General features: G+C 70.5%; 20 protein-coding genes. 6 read left to right on the top strand and 14 right to left on the bottom strand.

The window, feature by feature from the left end:
- Positions 1–99 precede the first annotated feature (99 nt).
- From GGQ83_RS03765 to GGQ83_RS03750, 4 genes are read right to left on the bottom strand one after another with little or no spacing between them, the layout of a single operon-like run.
- Positions 100–900, bottom strand: coding sequence for an SDR family NAD(P)-dependent oxidoreductase (locus tag GGQ83_RS03765; protein WP_184382248.1), 801 nt, complete (start codon positions 898–900; stop codon positions 100–102).
- Positions 900–1,901, bottom strand: a complete 1,002-nt coding sequence (locus GGQ83_RS03760; RefSeq protein WP_184382247.1) for an NAD-dependent epimerase/dehydratase family protein — start codon at positions 1,899–1,901, stop codon at positions 900–902. The genes GGQ83_RS03765 and GGQ83_RS03760 overlap by 1 nt, the downstream gene beginning before the upstream one ends.
- A gap of 53 nt (positions 1,902–1,954) precedes the next feature.
- The gene (locus GGQ83_RS03755) at positions 1,955–2,341 is read right to left on the bottom strand and encodes a nuclear transport factor 2 family protein (protein ID WP_184382246.1); all 387 of its coding nucleotides are present in this window, start codon (positions 2,339–2,341) and stop codon (positions 1,955–1,957) included.
- Entirely contained in the window at positions 2,338–3,240 is a 903-nt protein-coding gene (locus GGQ83_RS03750; protein ID WP_184382245.1) for a DUF2125 domain-containing protein, read from the bottom strand. Before GGQ83_RS03750 ends, GGQ83_RS03755 begins: the two co-directional genes overlap by 4 nt.
- Positions 3,241–3,307: 67 nt before the next feature.
- Here GGQ83_RS03750 and GGQ83_RS03745 point away from each other — a divergent pair, with 67 nt between their 5' ends.
- Positions 3,308–3,967 carry a gamma-glutamylcyclotransferase gene (locus GGQ83_RS03745; RefSeq protein WP_311727120.1) on the top strand — a complete coding sequence of 220 codons (660 nt, stop codon included), beginning with the start codon at positions 3,308–3,310 and terminating at the stop codon, positions 3,965–3,967.
- A gap of 49 nt (positions 3,968–4,016) precedes the next feature.
- Here the strand turns inward: GGQ83_RS03745 and GGQ83_RS03740 are convergent, their stop codons facing one another.
- The 3 genes from GGQ83_RS03740 to GGQ83_RS03730 all read right to left on the bottom strand — a co-directional run bounded on the left by GGQ83_RS03740 (position 4,017) and on the right by GGQ83_RS03730 (position 6,842).
- A complete protein-coding gene (locus GGQ83_RS03740) occupies positions 4,017–4,769 on the bottom strand; it encodes an SDR family NAD(P)-dependent oxidoreductase (RefSeq protein ID WP_184382243.1) in 753 nt (250 codons plus the stop codon).
- A 75-nt stretch (positions 4,770–4,844) separates the two neighbouring features.
- Positions 4,845–6,347, bottom strand: a complete 1,503-nt coding sequence (locus GGQ83_RS03735) for a tripartite tricarboxylate transporter permease (RefSeq protein ID WP_184382242.1) — start codon at positions 6,345–6,347, stop codon at positions 4,845–4,847.
- A 12-nt stretch (positions 6,348–6,359) separates the two neighbouring features.
- The gene (locus tag GGQ83_RS03730; RefSeq protein WP_184382241.1) at positions 6,360–6,842 is read right to left on the bottom strand and encodes a hypothetical protein; all 483 of its coding nucleotides are present in this window, start codon (positions 6,840–6,842) and stop codon (positions 6,360–6,362) included.
- Between the two features lie 325 nt (positions 6,843–7,167).
- Here GGQ83_RS03730 and GGQ83_RS03725 point away from each other — a divergent pair, with 325 nt between their 5' ends.
- The 3 genes from GGQ83_RS03725 to GGQ83_RS03715 are packed head-to-tail and all read left to right on the top strand — an operon-like array spanning position 7,168 to position 10,045.
- Complete coding sequence (locus tag GGQ83_RS03725) at positions 7,168–8,343, top strand: M20 metallopeptidase family protein (RefSeq protein WP_184382240.1); 1,176 nt, start codon at positions 7,168–7,170, stop codon at positions 8,341–8,343.
- Positions 8,340–9,107 (top strand): creatininase family protein, encoded by a 768-nt coding sequence (locus GGQ83_RS03720; RefSeq protein WP_184382239.1) that lies wholly within the window; start codon positions 8,340–8,342, stop codon positions 9,105–9,107. The genes GGQ83_RS03725 and GGQ83_RS03720 overlap by 4 nt, the downstream gene beginning before the upstream one ends.
- Entirely contained in the window at positions 9,104–10,045 is a 942-nt protein-coding gene (locus GGQ83_RS03715) for a ketopantoate reductase family protein (RefSeq protein ID WP_184382238.1), read from the top strand. Before GGQ83_RS03720 ends, GGQ83_RS03715 begins: the two co-directional genes overlap by 4 nt.
- A gap of 158 nt (positions 10,046–10,203) precedes the next feature.
- Here GGQ83_RS03715 and GGQ83_RS03710 read toward each other — a convergent pair whose 3' ends face one another.
- The 7 genes from GGQ83_RS03710 to ykgO form a co-directional block, all read right to left on the bottom strand.
- A complete protein-coding gene (locus GGQ83_RS03710; protein WP_184382237.1) occupies positions 10,204–11,184 on the bottom strand; it encodes a Bug family tripartite tricarboxylate transporter substrate binding protein in 981 nt (326 codons plus the stop codon).
- A 74-nt stretch (positions 11,185–11,258) separates the two neighbouring features.
- A complete protein-coding gene (glcF, locus tag GGQ83_RS03705) occupies positions 11,259–12,554 on the bottom strand; it encodes a glycolate oxidase subunit GlcF (RefSeq protein ID WP_184382236.1) in 1,296 nt (431 codons plus the stop codon).
- Positions 12,555–12,557: 3 nt separating this feature from the next.
- Complete coding sequence (locus GGQ83_RS03700) at positions 12,558–12,980, bottom strand: hypothetical protein (RefSeq protein WP_184382235.1); 423 nt, start codon at positions 12,978–12,980, stop codon at positions 12,558–12,560.
- An 18-nt stretch (positions 12,981–12,998) separates the two neighbouring features.
- The gene (locus tag GGQ83_RS03695) at positions 12,999–14,168 is read right to left on the bottom strand and encodes an FAD-binding protein (protein ID WP_184382234.1); all 1,170 of its coding nucleotides are present in this window, start codon (positions 14,166–14,168) and stop codon (positions 12,999–13,001) included.
- The gene (locus GGQ83_RS03690) at positions 14,165–15,604 is read right to left on the bottom strand and encodes an FAD-linked oxidase C-terminal domain-containing protein (RefSeq protein WP_184382233.1); all 1,440 of its coding nucleotides are present in this window, start codon (positions 15,602–15,604) and stop codon (positions 14,165–14,167) included. The genes GGQ83_RS03695 and GGQ83_RS03690 overlap by 4 nt, the downstream gene beginning before the upstream one ends.
- A gap of 188 nt (positions 15,605–15,792) precedes the next feature.
- Complete coding sequence (locus GGQ83_RS03685) at positions 15,793–16,542, bottom strand: hypothetical protein (protein ID WP_184382232.1); 750 nt, start codon at positions 16,540–16,542, stop codon at positions 15,793–15,795.
- 134 nt (positions 16,543–16,676) lie between these two features.
- Positions 16,677–16,802, bottom strand: a complete 126-nt coding sequence (gene ykgO / locus GGQ83_RS03680; RefSeq protein WP_184382231.1) for a type B 50S ribosomal protein L36 — start codon at positions 16,800–16,802, stop codon at positions 16,677–16,679.
- 296 nt (positions 16,803–17,098) lie between these two features.
- Here ykgO and GGQ83_RS03675 point away from each other — a divergent pair, with 296 nt between their 5' ends.
- Both GGQ83_RS03675 and GGQ83_RS03670 read left to right on the top strand, forming a co-directional pair.
- On the top strand, positions 17,099–18,799 hold the full coding sequence (locus GGQ83_RS03675) for a glycosyltransferase family 39 protein (RefSeq protein WP_184382230.1): 1,701 nt from the start codon (positions 17,099–17,101) through the stop codon (positions 18,797–18,799).
- Positions 18,800–18,807: 8 nt separating this feature from the next.
- Positions 18,808–19,518: a glycosyltransferase gene (locus GGQ83_RS03670; RefSeq protein ID WP_242535016.1), complete on the top strand. Its 711-nt coding sequence runs from the start codon at positions 18,808–18,810 to the stop codon at positions 19,516–19,518.
- Positions 19,519–19,683 lie beyond the last annotated feature (165 nt).

The raw sequence follows: 19,683 nt of genomic DNA, 5'->3' as shown, positions 1-19,683 counted from the left end.
GGCCTGTGCGCCGAAAATTACCACATCTTGTGGTGGCGGCCACGCCTACGAGCAAAACGCGAGCGGCGACTCGGCAAGTGAGACGAACGGTTTGTAAACCTAAGGCGTCTTCAGCGTCAGCCCACCATCCACGATGATCTCGGCGCCCGTGACATACTTCGCCTCGTCGGAAGCGAGATACAGCGCGGCATAGGCGATGTCCCAGGCATCGCCCATGCGGCCCATCGGCGGCTGCGCGTTGCGCCTGGCGATGATGCCCGCCACGTCGCCGCCCGTGCGCTGGCCCGCGAGGCGCGCCTCCACCAGCGGCGTGTGCATCAACCCTGGCGTCACGATGTTGCAGCGCACGCCCTGCGGCGCGTAGCGCACCGCGATCATCCGGCTCAGCGCCGTGACACCCGATTTGGACGCCGCATAGGCCATCAGGTCATTGCCGATGTTCCGGTGCGCCGCGACCGAGGAGAGGTTCACGATCGCCCCGCCACCCTGCTTCACCATGATGGGCAGCACCGCCCGCGTGGACAGATGCACATAGTGCAGGTTGTGGTGGAACTGCTTGTGCCACATCTCGGGCGTCAGCTCCTCGGGCCCGCCGGGCACGCTGCCGCCCACATTGTTCACCAGGATGTCGATGCGCCCGAAGGCGGCCATGGTGGCCTCCACGATGCGCGCGATCTCGCTTTCCTGCGTCACATCGGCAGAGAGGGCGAAGGCCTGCCCGCCCTCGGCCGCGATCATGGCGGTGGTCTCCTCCGCCGCCTCCATGCGGTAATCCACGCAGGCCACCTGCGCGCCCTCGCGCGCGAAGAGAATGGCCATGGCGCGGCCATTGCCCACGCCGACACCGACCGAACCCGCGCCCAGGATCAGGACGCGCTTGCCCGCCAGACGGCCAGCCATCACGCGTTGCCTTCGCGCAGCCAGCGGATGAGGCGCCCGAGCCCCTCGCGCATGTCCACCTCGGGCTTCCAGCCGATGGCGGCATGCGCCTTCTCATGCGCGATGCGGAAGGCGCCGCCGGAGGTGAGGCGCACCTTGCCCGGCGTCTCGCCCACGAAGCGCGGCGCGGGGCCGCCGCCGGCCAGTTCCGTGACCAGTTCCACCAGCTCCTTCGTGGTGATGGGCGCGGGGCCGGAGCAGTTCACCGCCACGTCGCTGGCGGCACTCTCGAAGGCCATGCGGTTGGCGCGGGCGAGGTCTCCCACATAGACGAAGTGCTTCGTCTCGCTGCCATCGCCGAAGACCTCGGGCGGCTCGCCCTTCGCCAGCTTCTCCAGCGTCTCGATGATGAAGAGCGCGTTGGCGGCGCGGTGGTGCTGGCGTTCGCCATACACGGTCGAATAGCGCAGAACGACATGCGGCAGGCCGTGCTTCTTCGTGTAGGTGCGGCAGAGCTGCTCGCCGATGATCTTGGTGGCGCCGTAGAGGATGGCGGCCGGCGGCGCCCCTTCGCTGAAGAAGGGCGTGGTCTCGATCAAGTCACCCTTGATGCCCGGCCCATAGCCATAGACCGCGTTGGAGGAGGCGAAGACCACCTTCTTCACGCCGCGCGCGGAAGCGGCTTCCAGCGCGTTCTGCACGCCGCGGATGTTCACGTCCAAGCCGCCCCAGGGGTCGCGGTCCATGTTCAGCGTCATGTAGGCGGCCAGCGGCAGGGCGCCGTCCATGCCCTCCATGGCGGCCAGCAAATCAGCCATCCGCATCACGTCGCCGCGCACCACGGACAGGCGCGGGTTGTCGCGCAGATGCGCCACCGCCGTCTCGGCGCCCATGGAGAAATTGTCGAAGAGGCGCACCTCGGCGGCACCCGCATCCAACAATTCGGCGGCCGTGGCGGACCCCACCAGGCTGCCGCCGCCGATGATCACGAAACGCCCGCCGGACACTGGCACAGAAGCCACGCTCTTCCTCCATCATTGCCTTGCTTGGGGCGGAGGATGGAACCGTTGCGGCCTCAGGGCAATGGCGTCTCGGCCCATTGCACGGCCCAGGAACGGCGGCGCAAGCACACGCCGGGCGCGGCGAAGTCGTAGAGGATGAGGGCGTCGTAATGCTGCACGCTGTCATCGGCGCGCAGCACATAGCTGGCCCGCCAGCGCACCAGCGCCGTCATGCCGGTGACGTTCAGCACCTCCGTCATGCCCCGCATGTCGCGCTGCCCCGCGATCTGCTTCTGCAGATGCGCCAGGATGGCCGCGCGCCCGCGCAGCGGGGCAAGCTGGGGCGAGGTGTAATACTCAGCCTCCTCGGCGAAGCGGCCCTCGAAGGCGTCCATCGCGGCCTCGGCCACGCCGCGCCGGATGGCGGCGAGGAACTCCTCCACCCAATCGGGCGCCGTCATCGCCAGTCCAGCGCGGGCAGGGAGACGAGCGGCATGCGCGCCGCCATCAGCCGCCGGTTCCGCAGCTCGATGGGCACGTCGAGGCGCGGCGGCCCGCCCTCGGGCGGGATGCGCGAGGTCAGCAGCACCAGCGCCCTGAGCGGCCCCACCATGTCGGGGGACACAAGGCCGGACTCGGACAAGGTGCCCACCGCCTCGGCCGCATGGGTCACGGAAAGGCCGCCATAGCCCTCGGGCTGCAGGCTTCGGTCCAGGCTGAACTGGCCGGCGAATTGCGCCACCACGCGGCCGCTGCGAAATTCCAGACGGTCCACGCGCAGCTGCCCGCCCGCTGCCTGCCACTGCGCGGCCGTGCCTTCCAGCGGGATGTTCACCCGGGCCTCGATCCCCGCCTGCTCCACCGGCGGCAGGCCCGCGGCCTCGACCCGGCCGGCCGCCAACTCCATCCGCCCACCCTCGATCCGCCCCGAGACCGCCTCGGCCGCCATGCCGGGCAGGGCCAGGCTCTCGGCCACCACATCCGTCCCGGCATAGGGCAGGCGGGCGGAGAGGCGCAGCCCCTCGGCCACCACCGGCGTCACCCCCCCGGCATGGCGCAGCGCCTGCGCCCCCGCGACATCCGCCCGCAGCACGCCCCAGGGCGTCACGCCGATGCGCAGCACCACCCGTTCGGCCTGCCAGCCCAGGCGCGAGGGCGCGTCCACCACCACGTCGCGCAGCCGCAATTCCGCCTGCAACGGGAAGCCTCCGCGCGTGGGCGGGGCGTGGCGGATGTGCCAGCCCTCGGCCTCACGCGCCTGGCGCCAGGCGGTGAATTCCGTCTCCAGACGCGAGGTCGCGAGGTGCCAGGCCCCCGCAACCAGGCCCACCACCAGCACCGGCGCGACAGCGGCGCGCACCCACCATTTTCCTGCCATGGGTTTGGGCTTAACCCGGTCCCGTCCGACAAGCAAAGGCCGCGCCGCGGTGCAACACCTGCCGTTGGATGCCGATGGGCATCTGTATGTCTTCGCCTATGGCTCGCTCATTTGGCGGCCTGGGTTCGACCACCAGGGCGCCGAGCCCGCCCTGTTGCGTGGCTATCACCGCAGGTTCTGCCTGTGGTCGCGCATGTATCGCGGCACGCCGGAGGTGCCGGGGCTGGTGCTGGGCCTGGACCGGGGCGGCGCCTGCCGGGGCGTGGCCTTCCGCGTCGTGGCGTCCCACGCTGCCGCGGTGCTGGAATACCTGGACGCGCGCGAGAACCCGAACGGCTTCTATGTCTATGAACGCCGGCTGCTGCCGCTGAGCCTGGCCTCCGGCCGGCAGGTGCGCGGCATCGCCTATGTGGCCGACCGCCGCCACCCCTCCTATGCCCGCCCCTGCGAGGACAGCACGGTGGCCGCCATTGCGCGCGGCCATGGCCAGGCGGGACCCAACCGCGAATACCTGCTGAACACCGCCGCCCATCTTCGCGCCATGGGGCTGCCGGACCGGCGGCTGGAGCGACTCGCGCGGCTGGTGGAAGAGGAGCAGCGGCTGATTCACCGCTCCGGCCTCCCGGCCTCCGCGGATCAGACGCAGGATGACCAGCGGCTGATTCACCGCTCCGGCCTTTCCGGCCTCCGCGGATCAGACGCAGGATGACCAGCGGCTGATTCACCGCTCCGGCCTCCCGGCCTCCGCGGATCAGACGCTAGTGGGAGAAGCGCCGCGTGCCCCCATCCACATGGATGACCTGGCCGGTGATGTAGCGCGCGAGCGGTGAGCACAGGAACGTGGCGATGACGGCCATGTCACGCGCCTCGCCGATATAGCCCACGGGCACCTCGCGCTCGGCCCAGGCGCGGCGTGCTTCCTCGGTGGGCATGATGCGCTGGTCGATCTGCTCGGAGCGGATGCGCCCGGGCGGCAGGCTGTTCACCGTGATGCCGTCGCGGCCCAGCACGCGCGACAGCGCCTTGGCCCAGATGTGCACCGCGCCGTTGGGCGCGTTGGCGGCGTTCACCATGAAGGGCTCGTCCTGGCCGGTCAGGTTGATGATGCGGCCCCATTGGTTCTCCTGCATCATCGGCACCAGCGCATGGGTGATGCGGCGGCCGGCGTGGAAGTTGATCTCCATCGCCTCCATCCAGACCTCGTCGGTGCCCAGGTCGGTCTGCGGGCGGCTGCTGCCGGCGTTGTTCACCAGGATGTCACAGCGGCCAAAGCGTGCCTGCATGGCGGCGCGCACCTTCTCGCCGGCATCCTTCGCGGTGAAGTCCTGCACGATGATCAGTGGCTCCGCACCCGCGGGCAGTTCTGCGGCGAGTTCCTCCAGCAGCGGGCGCCGCCGCGCGAGGAGTGCCAGCTTGCAGCCTTCCGCCGCCAGTTCCTTCGCGATGGCGCGGCCCAGCCCCGCCGAGGCGCCCGTCACCAGCGCCACCTTGCCCGTCAGTTGCAGATCCATGCCAAACTCCCGCCCATGAGGAACGCCGCGGAGGTTACCCCCCGCGGCGTGAGTTGCGGAAGCGGTCGCGCCCGCCTACTCGGCCAGCGCCTTGTCCTTGCCCCGCCGCACCGCGGGCAGCAGCATCATCACCAGCGCCACCAGGCCGATCGCCAGCATGGTCGCGCTGATGGGGCGCTCCATGAAGATGAACCAGTCGCCGCGCGAAAGTAGCATGGCGCGGCGCAGGTGCTCCTCCATCATCGGGCCCAGCACGAAGCCGATGAGCAGCGGCGCCGCCTCCAGCTGCAGCTTGGCGCAGATGTAGCCGAACACGGCAAACGCGATGGTCATGTAGACGTCGAAGACGTTGTTGCTGATCGAGTAGGTGCCGATGCAGCAGAACACCAGGATGGCCGGGAAGAGGAACTTGTAGGGCACCTGGAGCAGCTTCACCCACAGCCCGATCATGGGCAGGTTGATGACCAGCAGCATCACGTTGCCGATCCACATGGAGGCGATCAGCCCCCAGAACAGGTCGGGCTGCTGCACCATCATCTGCGGGCCGGGCTGGATGCCCTGGATGATCAGCGCGCCCACCATGAGCGCCATCACCGCATTGGACGGGATGCCCAGCGTCAGCAGCGGGATGAAGGCGGTCTGCGAGGCGGCGTTGTTGGCCGCTTCCGGCCCCGCGACGCCCTCGATGGCGCCCTTGCCGAAGAGGTGCCGGCCCTTCGACATCTTCCGCTCCATCATGAAGGAGCCGAAGGAGGCGAGTGCGGCGCCGCCGCCCGGCAGGATGCCCAGCACCGATCCCAGCAGCGTGCCGCGCACGGCCGAGGGGGTGCCGCGCTTCCACTCCTCGCGGTTCAGCCAGAGGGACCCCACCTTGGTCTTGAGCAGGGAACGCGCCTCGGGCCGCTCCAGGTTCAGCACGATCTCGGCGATGCCGAACATGCCCATCGCGATCGCCACGAAGCTGATGCCGTCCGAAAGCTCCGCGATGCCGAAGGTGAAGCGCTGCTGCCCGGTCTGCACGTCGGTGCCGACCATGCCCAGCCCCACGCCCAGGATCACCATGCCGACCGCCTTGATGGGCGAGCCCTGCGCCAGCACGCTGGCGACGATGAGGCCGAGCAGCATGAGGGAGAAGTACTCGGCCGGGCCGAAGGACAGCGCCACGGCCGAGAGCGCGGGGCCCGAGGCCGCGACCAGCAGCGTGCCGACCGTGCCGCCCAGGAATGAGGCGATGGCGGCCGTGGCCAGCGCGGCCCCCGCCCGCCCGTTCTGGGCCATCTTGTAGCCCTCGAGCGTGGTGACGACGGAGCTGACCTCGCCCGGCAGGTTCAGCAGGATGGCGGTGGTGGAGCCGCCATACTGCGCCCCGTAGAAGATGCCGGCCAGCATGATGATGGCCGTCGTCGGCGGGATGCCGAAGGTGATGGGCAGCAGGAGCGAGATGGTCGCCACCGGCCCGATGCCCGGCAGCACGCCGATGGCGGTGCCGATAAAGGCGCCCAGCAAGGCGAAGAGCAGGTTCTGGCCCGCGAAGGCGATGGTGAACCCGTGCGCCAGGTTCTCGATGAGGAATTGCATGTGGGCGGGCTCTCAGATCGTCGGCCAGAGGTGGACGCGGATGTCGAGCTGGAGGATGAAGACCCACCAGCACAGGGCCAGCATGAAGACGATCAGGCCCAGGACGCCGAGCGGCTTGCGGAAGTGTTCACGCTCCGCCGCGCAGGACAGCAGGATGGTTCCTGTCAGCGCCGCGAAGAAGCCGATCTGCTCCAGCAGCAGGCCGAACACCGCCACGGAAGCCGAGATCAGCGCGATGAAGCGGAGGTCGGGCGCAAGCGTCAGCACCAGCATTCCCGCCACGATCGCGATGCCGACGGCGTTGTAGCCGATCCCGAAGAAAGGAAGGACGGAAGGCGAAACGAGATAGACGAAAGCCGATACAATGATCGCCCCGAACAGGCTGACCAAATTGCGACGCGACCAGTTGCCCACCGGATTTGGGCCCGTAAAAAAGGCCGCAAATGTCACGAAGGCGCCAATACCAGTCAATCCAACAAACGCGAGCATGGGCATGTAGCCTGGCCCCATGCGCCGGGCGGTACCGATGGCGTGCTCCTGATTGAAATACAGCCCTGCCAGACCTAACCCAAGTAAAATTAGTCCGGACAATACATCTCTCGTATTGATCCTGTGGCCCACTTATACCTCCCTACCCTGTATTCGTTTCCAGAGTGGGAACTTATGGTGAAGTCACATGGAGGCCGCCCCATACAAAATATTAAAACGAATTTATTCCTAAATTACTTTACAGCTACCCGCGGCACGGCGCCCGGCCGCCCGTGTGGACAAGGGCGGCACCAGCGAGGACCATGCGACATTACGTCAAAGAGACCGCGACATGCTCTCCAACAACCCCGAACAGCGCATCCGCGAACAGGCCGCCGCCCTGGAGCCGCGCCTGATCGAGATGCGGCGTGACATCCACGCCCACCCCGAACTCGCCTTCGAAGAGGTGCGGACGGCCGGCATCGTCGCCGCCGAACTCACGCGCATGGGCATCGCGCACCGCACGGGCGTGGGGCGCACGGGCGTGCTGGGCGTGATCGAGGGCGCGCGGCCCGGCCCCACGCTCGCGCTGCGCGCCGACATGGACGCCCTGCCCATCCATGAGGAAACCGGCCAGCCCTTCGCGAGCAAGCACGACGGCAAGATGCACGCCTGCGGGCATGACATCCACACCGTCACGCTGCTGGGGGCCGCCGAAATCCTGAACGGGCTGCGCGAGAACCTGGCGGGGCGCATCGTGCTGGTCTTCCAGCCGGCCGAGGAGGTGCTGGAAGGCGCGCCGGCCATGATCGCCGATGGCGCGGCGGATGGCGTGGACATGGCCATCGGCTTCCACAACCACCCGGACAAGCCGGTCGGCACCTTCGGCTTTGTGCGCGGGCCGTCGCTCGCCGCCTCCGACCGCTTCGACATCCACCTGCGCGGCAAGTCGGGCCATGCCGCCCACCCCTATGCGGCGGTGGACCCCATCGTGGGCGCGGCGCAGATCGTCTCGCAATTGCAGACGGTCGTCAGCCGCGAGCAGAAGCCGCTGCACCCCTGCGTGGTGACGGTGGGCATGTTCCAGGGCGGCACGACCTACAACATCATCCCCGAGCGCGTTCACCTGAAGGGCACCGTCCGCACCCTGCACGCCGAGGCGCGCGACGTGGCCGAGGCCGCCATCCGCCGCCTGGTGGAACACTCCGCCGCCGCGCTGCGGCTGGAGGCGACCATCGAATACCGCCGCATGGTGGCCTCGCTGGTGAATGATGACCGCGTGCTGGACCCCGCCATCGCCAGCGTCCGCGCGCATTTCGGCGAGGTGGTGCATGAGGGCCAGCCCAGCATGGGCGCCGAGGATTTCGCCGCCTTCGCCGAGCGCGCGCCCGCCTTCCATTTGGGCATCGGCGCCGGCGCGCCTGGCCGCGACGACCGCCTGCACAACGCCAACTACCAGCCGGATGAGCGCTGCATCGCGCTCGGCGTGCAGGCGCTGAGCCGCATCGCGGTGGACATGCTGCGATGAGACTCGCGGAACTGTCAGCACCCGAGGTCGCGCACCGCCTCGCCGAGGGCCATGCCGTGCTGCTGCCGCTGGGCAGCCTGGAAACCCACGGCCCCGCCTTGCCCATGGGCGACTACCTGCTGGCCGAGGCCATCGCGCTGCGCATCGCGCAAGCCCATGGCCGCGCGCTGGTGGCCCCGCCCATCCCCTTCGGCGGCGCGGATTTCTTCCGGGGCGTGCCCGGGGGCATCGCGCTCTCCACCGCCACGCTGACCGCCCTGCTGCGCGAGGTGCTGGAGGCGCTGGCCGAGGGCGGTGCCACGCGCATCCTCATCATCAACGGCCATGGCGGAAACATCCCGGCCGTCGAGGAGGCACAGCGCGGCCTGCGGGTCTCGCGCGGGCTCATCGCGCCCGTGCTGCACCTGTGGAAGAACGCGGGCGGCTGGCAGCAGGCGCTGGGCGGCGAGCCGGCCGCGCTGGGCCATGGGGGCGACCCGGTGGCCTCGGTGGCGCTGCACCTGCGGCCCGATCTCTGCGCGCCGGAGCGCCTCGCGCCGCGTGAGGCACTGCCGCCCTTCCTCGGCCTGCCCATCAGTGGCTTCGGAACGCTGGCCACCGCCGGCGCGGAATTCGGTGTGCCGCTGAACCTGGACGAGGTCGCCCCCGGCGGCACCCAGGCCCCGGACCCGCGCGGCGCGAACGCGGCGCATGGTGCGCGCATCGTGGAACGCCTGGTGCAGGCGGGCCAGGCCATGCTCACCGCCCTGGAGAACACGCCATGAAGATCTGCGTCTTCGGCCCCGGCGCCATCGGCAGCCACATCACCGCGCGCTTCGCCAAGGGCGGCCAGGCGGAGGTCAGTGTCCTGGCGCGCGGCGCGCAGCTGGAGGCCATCCGCGCGCGCGGCATCACCGTGCGCACGCCGGAGGAGGAGTTCACCGCCCGCCCCCGCGCCGAGGCCGATGCCGCCGCCCTTGGCCCGCAGGATGCGGTGGTGGTGACGGTGAAGGCGCCCGCCGTGCCGGGCATCGCCGCCGCCATCAGCCCGCTGCTGCGCCCGGACACCCCCGTGGTCTTCGTGCTGAACGGTATTCCCTGGTGGTGGGAGGACGCGCCGGACGTGCTGGACCCCGATGGCGTCACCCGCGCCGCGGTGGGGCTCGATCGCGCCGTGGGCGGCGTGGTGTGGTCCGCCTGCACCGTGACCGAGCCTGGCGTGGTGCAGGTGCAGACGGCGGCCAACCGCCTCATCATGGGGGAACGCTCGGGCGAGGCCACACCGCGCCTGAAGGCCCTGGCGGCGGCGCTGGAGGCGGGCGGCATGGGCGGCGTGGTCAGCCCCGCCATCCGCACCGAGATCTGGACCAAGCTACTCAACAACCTGACCAACGGGCCCATCACGCTCATCACCCGGCAGGACATGCGGACCACCTTCAACGACCCGGTGGTGATGGCCGCCGCGAGGGCCGTGATGCAGGAGGGCATGGCGATCGCCGCCGCGCTGGGCCACCCGCTCGGCCCGGAGATCGAGAAGAACGTGCTGCGCTCGGTCACGCTCGCGCACCGCCCCTCCATCCTGCAGGATTTTGAGGCGGGGCGCGCGCTGGAATTCGACGCGCTGCTGGAGGTGCCGCTGCAACTGGCCCGCGCCGCGGGCGTCTCCGCGCCCACGCTGGAATTGCTTGTGGCGCTGGCGCGGAAGACGGTGGGGCGGGGTTAGACCGGGATGCGTTGAGGTGGAATCACCGAAAACGCTGAATCCCGCTCTCAACAAAGGTTAGAGCAGACTGCGTGAACGCATGTGAACGCAGCATGCTCCAGCGGCTGGTCGCCTTCGGTCGAAGCACCGAAGGCGTGAATCAGCGGCGGGCGAAGGCTTCAGGTTCGCCCCAGCTGAAGGTTCGCATCCCGCACGATCCCGCGAAACTTCTCCAGCTCCGCCGCCACGAATGCGCGCGTCTGCTCGGGCGTGGCGGGGTCGGCGGGGTCGATGCCGGCCTGCACCATGCGCCGGCGCAGTTCGGGCTCGGCGAGCGCCTCCACCGCCGCGCGGTTCAGCCGCTCCACGATGGGCGCGGGCATGCCGCGCGGGCCTTGCAGCACGTTCCAGGTGATGATGTCGAAGCCCTCCATGCCCGTCTCGTGCAGCGAGGGCACGTCAGGCAAGGCCGGATGGCGCGCGCGGCTGGTGACGGCGAGCGGGCGGGAGGAACCGTCGCGCAAATGCGGCAGGGCGCTGGCCATCACCTCGAAGGAGAAGCCCAGCTCGTTCTTCATCATCGCCTCCAGCACGGCCGCCCCGCCGCGATAGGGCACGTATTCGCCACGGATGCCGGCGCGGTGCGCGAAGGCCTCGCCCGTCAGATGGCCGATGCCGCCCACGCCGGAACTGCCCCAGAGCATGGGCGGGTTGGCCGCCCGCGCGGCGGCGATCAGTTCCGCGACGGTGCGGTGGGGCGAGGCGCGCGGCACCGCCACCACCAGCGGCCCGCCGCCGATGACGGCGATGTGGGTGAAGTCCTCCACCGGGTTGTAGCGCACGGTGGCGGGCAGCGCGGCCGGGTTGGTCGCGTGGCCGGAGGCAGTGGAGAGTGTCAGCAGATAGCCATCGGCCGGTTGGCGCGTGACATATTCGGCGCCCACGGAACCGCCCGCGCCGGGCCGGTTCTCCACGATCATGCGGGCATTGGGGCCGAGGCGCGGCGCCATCCGCTCGGCCAGCAGCCGCGCGCCCGTGTCGGTCGAGCCGCCCGGCAGGAAGCCCACCACGACGTTGATGGCGCGCTCGGGGTAGTTGGCCTGGGCATGGGCGGGCAGCGCCAGCAGCGCGGGCGCGGCGAGCAGGGACCGACGGAACATGGTTTCTCTCCCGTGATGGATTTCACGGGAGATTGACGCGGCGCGCGGCGGTCGTCCATGCCCCGGCGGAGCACTCAGAGAGAGGCGGGCTTCGGCCCTCCGGCCATCCAGTCCAGCAGCTCGACGGTATGGACCACGGGCAGCGCATCGCCCCCCAGCTGCGTCATGCAGCCGATATTGCCGGCCGCGACGAGGTCGGCGCGGGTGCGCTGGATGTTCTCCAGCTTGCGCGCGCGCAGCTGCGCCGCGATGGCCGGCTGCATCAGGTTGTAGGTGCCCGCGCTGCCGCAGCAGATATGGCCCTCGGCCGGCTCCTTCACCGTGAAGCCGGCGCGGGCGAGCAACTGCTTGGGCAGCGCCGTGATCTTCTGCCCGTGCTGGAGCGAGCAGGCGGAGTGGTAGGCCACCGTCAAGCCCGGCGCCTCGCGGGTGGGGGCATAGTCGAACTTCGCCAGCACCTCGGTCACGTCCATGGCCAGCGCCGAGACGCGCGCGGCGGCATCGGCCTCGGGCTCCGTGCGGAACATGAAGCCGTAGTCCTTGAGGGTGGTGCCGCAGCCCGAGGTGTTCACCACGATGGCGTCCAGCCCCTCGCCATCCATCTCAGCGCCCCAGGCGGCGATGTTGGCGCGGGCGGCGGCCATGGCGGGGTCGTGCTGGCCCATGTGGTGCGTCAGCGCGCCGCAGCAGCCCTGGCCCGGCGTGATGACGACGTCGAGGCCCATGCGCGTGAGCAGGCGGATGGTGGCCTCGTTGATGGTGGGGTTCAGCACCTTCTGGGCGCAGCCGGTCAGCAGGCCCACGCGGCCGCGGCGCGGGCCTTCGGCGCGATGCACCTGTGCCTCCTGCGCGGCGCTTTTCGGCGGCAGGCTGGCCGGCGCCAGCTTCAGCATGGCGCGCAGCCGTTGCGCCGTCAGCGACTGGCCCGGCACCAGCCCCGCCAGCGGCCGCGCGAGCCGCGCCGCCGTCAGCGCCGCGCGGAACAGGCCCGGACGCGGCAGCACCGCGCCCAGCACGCGGCGCAGCATGCGTTCGGGGAAGGGCCTGGTGTAGGTCTCCTCGATGTGGCGGCGCGCATGGTCCACCAGGTGCATGTAGTGCACGCCCGAGGGGCAGGTCGTCATGCAGGACAGGCAGGAGAGGCAGCGGTCCACATGCCGCGCCTCCAGCTCCGTGGCCGGCCGGTTGTTCTCCAGCATGTCCTTGATGAGGTAGATGCGCCCCCTCGGGCTGTCCAGCTCATCGCCCAGCAGCAGGAAGGTCGGGCATGTGGCGGTGCACATGCCGCAATGCACGCAGCTGCGGAGAATCTTGTTGCTCTCCGCGGTGTCGGGGTCGCGGAGCTGCTCGGCGGTGAAGCTGGTCTGCAAGGTTCAGTGGCTCCCGATTCCCGCCTGCGCCATGCCCAGGCCCACCAGCATCAACGCCAGTCCCAGCTGCGCGGCCGCCACCTGGCGCGGCAGCGCCAGTGCGGGACCGGAGAAGCGCAGCCGCAGCAGCAGGGCAAGGCCCACCACCGCCACGGCCGCGCCCAGCAGGGCGGCGATCATCAGCACGGCCGTGAAGCTCCAGCCCGCCACCCAGGTGGCGAGCTGCCCGGGCCAGGACGCGCCGCCCAGCAGCCCGATGAGCCAGACGGCAATGAGCACGCCGGTCAGCACCGGCATGGCCAGCACCCGCTCCTTCAGCGAGCGCGTGGCCCAGTCCGGGTCCACCTCGTCGAAGAAGGCGGCGATGTAGATCGCGCTCACCAGCACCAGCGCCAGCAGCGCCAGGCCATCAGCCAGGGAACCCATGCTCGTCTCTCCTAGGGCTCAGGCGCGCAGGCGCCCGGGGTTGAGAATGCCGGCGGGGTCGAGCACCGACTTCACCCGTGCGCCGATGGCGGCCAGGGGCAGGGGCTCGGCGGGAAGGACGGGAACGGCGGCGCGCAGCGCGTCGGGGCCGCGGAACAGGGTGAAGCTGCCGCCGGCGGCGGCCTGCATGACGGCGCCATGCGCCGCCTCGGTCGCCGGGCCCGCCACCCAGATCAGGCCACCGCCCCAATCGAGCAGCAGGCGGGCGTCGAAGGCCTGGCGCAGCGCGGCGCAGGCGGCGGGCGCGCGGGAGGGTGCCAGGTAGAGGCGCCACACCGCCTCCTCCGGCGCGGGGTTCAGCGGCGCGGCGTCACGGATGTCGCGCCACAGCGCCTCGGACGCCTCGCGGCCCAGCAACGCGGCCTCGCCCTGCGCGGCGAGTTCGGCGCGCAGCCGGTCCAGCCGGTAGGTGACGCTTTCCGCGAAATCCTCGATGCGCGCGATGGCGAGGCAGCCCTGCATCGCCCCATGGCCATCTGGCAGCAGGGCCGCGCCGCTGACGCCATAGGGCGTGCCCAGCGCCGCGCTCAATGCGCGCACGCCGGAAGCGATGTCCGCCACGCGCAGCACCAGGCTGCCGGAGGATTCGGCGCGCGGCAGCACCTTCAGCGTGATCTCGGTCAGCACGCCCAGCGTGCCATGCGCGCCGGTCAGCAGCTTGCAGAGGTCAAGGCCCGTCACGTTCTTCAGCACCCGCCCGCCGGACCGGAACACCTCGCCCGTGCCATTCACGGCGCGGATGCCGAGCACATGGTCGCGCATGGCACCCCAGGTGATGCGGCGCGGCCCGCTGAGATTGGCGCCCACCACGCCGCCCAGCGTGGCCGGCTCCTCGGTGCCGAACAGCGCGCGCGTGTCGGGCGGTTCGGCGATGAGCTGCTGGTTGTGCTCGGCCAGCGCCGCCTCGATCTCGGGGATGGGCGTGCCGGCGCGGGCGGAAATGACCATCTCGGTCGGGCGATACAGCGTGATGCCCGTCAGCCCGCGCGTGGACAGGGTGCGGGCGGCCTGCACCGGCCGCAGCATGGCGCGCTTGGTGCCACGCCCCTCGATGGCAAGCGGCTCCCGTGCCGCATGGGCGGCGCGGACGGCCTCGGCCACGCCCGCTTCGTCAGGCGGCGCGATCAAGCCGTGATCCTCGCATTGCCTTCCAGCGGGAAGACCTTGGCCGTGTTCAGCAGCCAGCCGGGGTCGAAGGCCGACTTGATGTCGCGCTGCAGGTCCAATTCGCGCGCGGTGAATTGCACGGTCATCAGGTCGCGCTTCTCCACACCCACGCCATGCTCGCCGGTCAGGCAGCCGCCCACCTCGACGCAGAGCTTCAGGATGTCGGCGCCGAAGGCCTCGGCCTTGCGGAAACTTTCCGGGTCGTTCGCGTCGAACATGATGAGCGGGTGCAGGTTGCCGTCGCCCGCGTGGAACACGTTGGCCACGCCCAGGCCATATTGGGTGCTCATCTCGCCGATGCGCTTCAGCACGAAGGGCAGCTCGCCCGTCGGGATGGTGCCGTCCATGCAGAGGTAGTCCGGGCTGATGCGTCCCACCGCCCCGAAGGCGCCCTTGCGGCCCTTCCAGATGGCGAGCGACTGTTCCGCGCTCTCGGCCAATTTCATGGAGATGGGCTTGAACTGCGCGCAGATGTCGCGGATGCGGCCCAGCAGCATGTCCTGCTCGGCCTGGCTGCCCTCCACCTCGATGATCAGCATGGCCTCGGCATCCAGCGGATAGCCGGCATGGGCGAAGGCCTCGCAGGCATGGATGCAGGGCTTGTCCATGAACTCCAGCGCCACCGGAATGACGCCCGCGCCGATGATGGCGTCCACCGCCTGGCCCGCCACCTCCACGCTGTCGAAGGCGGCCAGCATGGCACGCGCGCCCTCCGGCCCGCGCAGGATGCGGACCGTCACCTCGGTGACGAGGCCCAGCTGCCCCTCGCTGCCGGTGATGAGGCCGAGCCAGTCATAGCCCGCGGCGTCCAGGTGCGTGCCGCCGATCTCCACCACCTCGCCCTCGATGGTGACGAAGGTGACGCCCAGCAGATTGTTCGCCGTCACGCCGTATTTCAGGCAATGCGCCCCGCCGCTGTTCATCATCACATTGCCGCCGATCATGCAGGCAAGCTGGCTGGAAGGGTCTGGTGCGTAGAAGAAGCCCTCGCCCTCCACGGCCTTGGTGATGCCGATGTTGGTGACGCCCGCCTCGACCACGGCGTAGCGGTCCTCGAAATTGATCTCGCGGATGCGGTTCATGCGCATGAGGCCGATGACCACCGCATCGGCCAGCGGCAGCGCGCCGCCCGAAAGGCTGGTTCCCGCGCCGCGCGGCACAACGCGGATTTCGTTGGCGTGGCAGTAGCGCAGCACCTCCGCCACCTCCTGCGTGGTGCGCGGCAGCACGACGGCGAGCGGCATCTGGCGGTATGCGGAGAGCCCGTCCGTCTCGTAGGGGCGCAGACGGATCTCCTCGCCGATCACGGCATCCGCCGGCAACAGCCGCGCGAGGTCCGCCAGGATGGAGGCGCGACGGGCGAGGATTTCGGGCTTGGGCTCTGGCAGGCTGATCATGCTGGCTGTCCGCGAAACGTCCAGCCGCAACATGTCGTCGCACCCCGCCCGCCGCAAGGCGCAACTGCGCGATCAGGGGTTCAGGGCCGCCCAACGGGTCCAAACGGCGAAAGGCCGCGCGCCCGATCGGGGCACGCGGCCAATCGTCTCGATCATGTCCCCGACCTCAAGCCAGGCCAGGGCATGGATCAGTTGGGCACGCGACCGGCCGGGGTGCCGGGGTTGGCGGGGAAGGCGCCCTGCGGCGTGCCCACCATGCCTTGGTCACGCATGCCGGTCTGGCCGACATTGGTCTGCGGCGAGCGATGCCCGTCCGGCGCCATGTCGCCCATGCCCGTGGCGCCCATGCGGCCACCCCGTGCGGTGGACTGCGGCACGCCATCGGCGCGGAAGTCGGACGCCATGCCCGGCGCATCACCCGGAAGCGGCACAGGACGGCCGTTTTCCAGGATCATGCCACCGCCCATATAGGCGCGGTCGGCAGGGTTGCGGGGCGCATCGGTGCGGCCATGCGCGCCGGCGGTGCCGCCGGCCGCCTGGCGATGCGGCATGGCATCAGCGCGCCCACCCGGGCCGGAACCGCCCGTCACATTCTGGCGGGAGGTGCCACGCTGCTGCTGCAGCCGCGGATCCTGCGCTTCCAGCGTGCGGTCAGGCGTCTGCTGGTTGGGCGAAGCCTGCAGGCCCGGCGGAAGCGGCGCGGGCTGGTTCGTATTCTGCCCGGTCGGCAGGCGGCCCTGCGTCAGACGGGGGTCCTGGGCGCGCAGCGCGTTGTCGGGCGCATCGCCCGGCTGGCGCTGGAAGGGGCTTTCCGTCGCGCGCGGCATGGCGGCGCCATGCCGGTCCACGCCGGTGCCATGGGGCGAGGTCATGCCCTGCGCGGCCACGCCGCCGCTGATGAGAACGGCCCCGAGGCCGGCGATCCAAAGAGTTCGCATGTTCGGTCTCCTGTTCGGTGAATGCCGATGCCAGGAGAACCACCGCGAGAGATAATGGTTGCACACAAGAAAGCGCCGCCGGGCTTCCCCAGCGGCGCTGTCTTGTCATCGCAAGGCCCGGAGGCCGTGCAAGTTCAGCCCTGGCGGGCCTTCATCCGCGGGTTCTTCTTGTTCAGGACATACAGGCGACCGCGGCGGCGCACGACCACGCAGTTCTTGTCCCGCAACTTGGCGGACTTCAGGCTGTTGCGGATTTTCATGGCACGGGACCCACTCGGCAAACGGAAACAGGGCGGCGCGAAGGGAGCCCTCGCACCGGGATGCGGCAGATAGGCGGGAGGGGTGGTTGGAGTCAACTCCCGCAACCATCCCTTCCCGCGCGGCTGCCGCCGCGACCATCCCTTCCCGCGCGGCTGCCGCCGCGACCATCCCTTCCCGCGCGGCTGCCGCCGCGCTAGGACCACCCCCGGACCGTCTGGCGCTCCCATGCGGCCCCTCCCCCGCCTTGGAAGGATGCCGCGGGCCCTCCCTACTTCGGGCCGCGCTTGATGACCGGATGCTGGAACGAATCGTGGCGGCCACCCTCGCGGCCGCACTGAAGCTGATCGCCTGGGCCAGCCGCGCGCCTCTGCGCGCCGCCTTGCTGGTGGGGCTGGTGGCGGCGGGTGCCTTCCTGCCCGGCTATGCCACCCTGCCCCCCACTGACCGCGACGAGGGCCGCTACACCCTCGCCACACGCCAGATGGTGGCCAGCGGCGACTACATCGACATCCGCAACCAGGACGAGCCGCGGCACAAGCAGCCCGCCGGCATCTACTGGCTGCAGGCGGCGGCGGTGCATCTCAGCGGCCAGGGCGATGCGGCACCTATCGGGGTCTATCGCATCCCCTCGCTCATCGGCGCCGTGACGGGCACGGTGCTGACCTGGTGGGCCTTCCTGCCGCTGATCGGGCGGCGGGCGGCGCTGCTGGCGGGCGCGCTGATGGGGGTGACGCTGCTGCTGGGGGTGGAGGCGCGCATCGCCAAGACCGATGCCGTCCTGTTTGCCACCGTCATGGCGGCGACGGGCGTGCTGCTCCGCGCCTTCCTCGACCCCGTGAAGCTCCGCGCCACCTGGCTGCCCTGGCTGTTCTGGGGCGCGCTCGGCGTCAGCAGCATGATCAAGGGGCCGATCGGGCTGCTGGTGGTGGCGGTGGCCGCCGTGGCGCTGTGCCTGCCCGCGCGCGGGGTGCGCTGGCTGGGCGCGCTGCGCCCCTGGCCGGGGGTGCTGCTGCTGCTGGCCATCGCCCTGCCCTGGTATGTGGCCATCACGATCCGCACCGAGGGCGCCTTCTTCGAGACCGCGCTGGGCTGGAACGCGCTGGGCAAGGTGGCCGACGCCCACCAGGGCCATGGCGGCCCACCGGGCTTCTACCTCGCCTTGGTCTGGGTCACCTTCTGGCCGGCGGCCTCGCTGCTCGCGGCGCTGCTGCCCTGGATCTGGGCCGAGCGGCGGCGGCGCGAGGTGGTGGTGCTGCTGTGCCTAGTGGTTCCGATGTGGCTGATCTTCGAGATCGTGGCCACCAAGCTTCCCCACTACGTCCTGCCCACCTACCCGGCCCTGGCCGCGCTGGTGGCGCTGGCCGTGACCGAGATCGGCGTGCTGGCCCGCGGCTGGTGGTCGCGCTTGACACTGCAGGGGCTCTGGCTGCTGCCGCTGGCGCTGCTTCTGGCCGGCGGCGGGGCCTTCTGGTTCTATGAGGGTTGGCTGCCGCCCCTCTCCGTCCTGGCGCTGCTGGGGGGCGTGGGGCTGGGCGCGTTGGCGGTGATGGTGGCGCATCGCTCCGCCGTGGCGACAGTGCCGGTGGTGGTGGCGGCCGCCTTGTTCACCTGGCTCGGCACCTGGCCGATGGTGGCGCGGATGGACAGCCTCTGGCTTTCCCCCCGCATGGCCGAGGCCATCCGCGCCCAGGCCCATTGCCCCGACCCCGCCATCGCCTCGGGGGGCTACCGGGAGCCGAGCTTCCCCTTCCTCACCCGCACCGACGCCCTGCTGACGGGCGGGCGTGAGGCCGCGGATTTCCTGGCGCTGGAGGGCTGCCGCGTGGCCTTCGTGGACGCCGCCCCCGGCCGGCGCGGCCAGCCCTCGCAGGAGGTGGCCTTCCTGGCGCGGCTGGAAGCCCTGGGCCTGCGGGCCGAACGCCTGACAGTCGTGGAGGGCCGCAACATGAATGGCGGGCATTGGCGCCAGATGGTGCTGTGGCGGCGCGCGCCATGAACCCGCGCTTGACCGTCCTGATCCCGGTTCGCAACGAGGCCGGGAACATCGCCCCCCTGGTGGCGGAGATCGAGGCCGCGCTGACGGGCGTGGTGGAGTTCGAGATCCTCTATGTGAATGACGGCTCGACCGACGGCACGGTGGAGGAAATCCTCGCTTTGGCCGGCACGCGCCCGCATCTGCGCCTGCTGAACCTGGACGTGAATGCCGGCAAGGCCGAGGCGCTGCGGGCCGGCGCCCGGGCGGCACGCGGCGAGCTGATCACGCTGATGGATGGCGACGGGCAGAACGACCCCGCCTATGTGCCGCAGCTCCTGGCCGCGCATGACGCGGCGGGCGCGCCGGTGCTGGTCATGGCGCAGCGCCTCGGCCGCAAGGACACTGCCTTCAAGCGCTGGCAGTCGCGTCTCGCCAACGGGGTGCGCAAGCGCATGCTGGGCGATGCGACGCGCGATGCCGGCTGCGGCTTCGCGCTGCTGCCGCGTGCTGTGTTCCTCGCTTTGCCGCAATTCGACGGGCTGCACCGCTTCCTGCCCGCGCTGGTGAAGCGCGAGGGGCTGGGCGTGGTCTTCGTGGATGTGCGCGACCGGCCACGCCAGGCGGGCGTGTCGAAATACGGCTTCTTCGACCGGCTCTGGGTCGGCATTGACGACATGCTGGGTGTCATGTGGCTGATCCGCCGACGGAAGCGGGTGCCGGGCGCGCGGGAGATGACCTGAACTGAGTTGAGCGAGCGATTCACCGCTCCGGCGATTCCGCCTTCGCGGATCGCGCTGGCTTTGCCGCGAGAGCGATTCACCGCTCCGGCGATTCCGCCTTCGCGGATCGCGCTGGCTTTGCCGCGAGAGCGATTCACCGCTCCGGCGATTCCGCCTTCGCGGATC

Source organism: Roseococcus suduntuyensis (assembly GCF_014196305.1).
Taxonomy (GTDB): Bacteria; Pseudomonadota; Alphaproteobacteria; order Acetobacterales; family Acetobacteraceae; genus Roseococcus; species Roseococcus suduntuyensis.
Note: the sequence above shows the minus strand (reverse complement) of the source record. Positions and strands in the feature narration are given on the sequence as shown.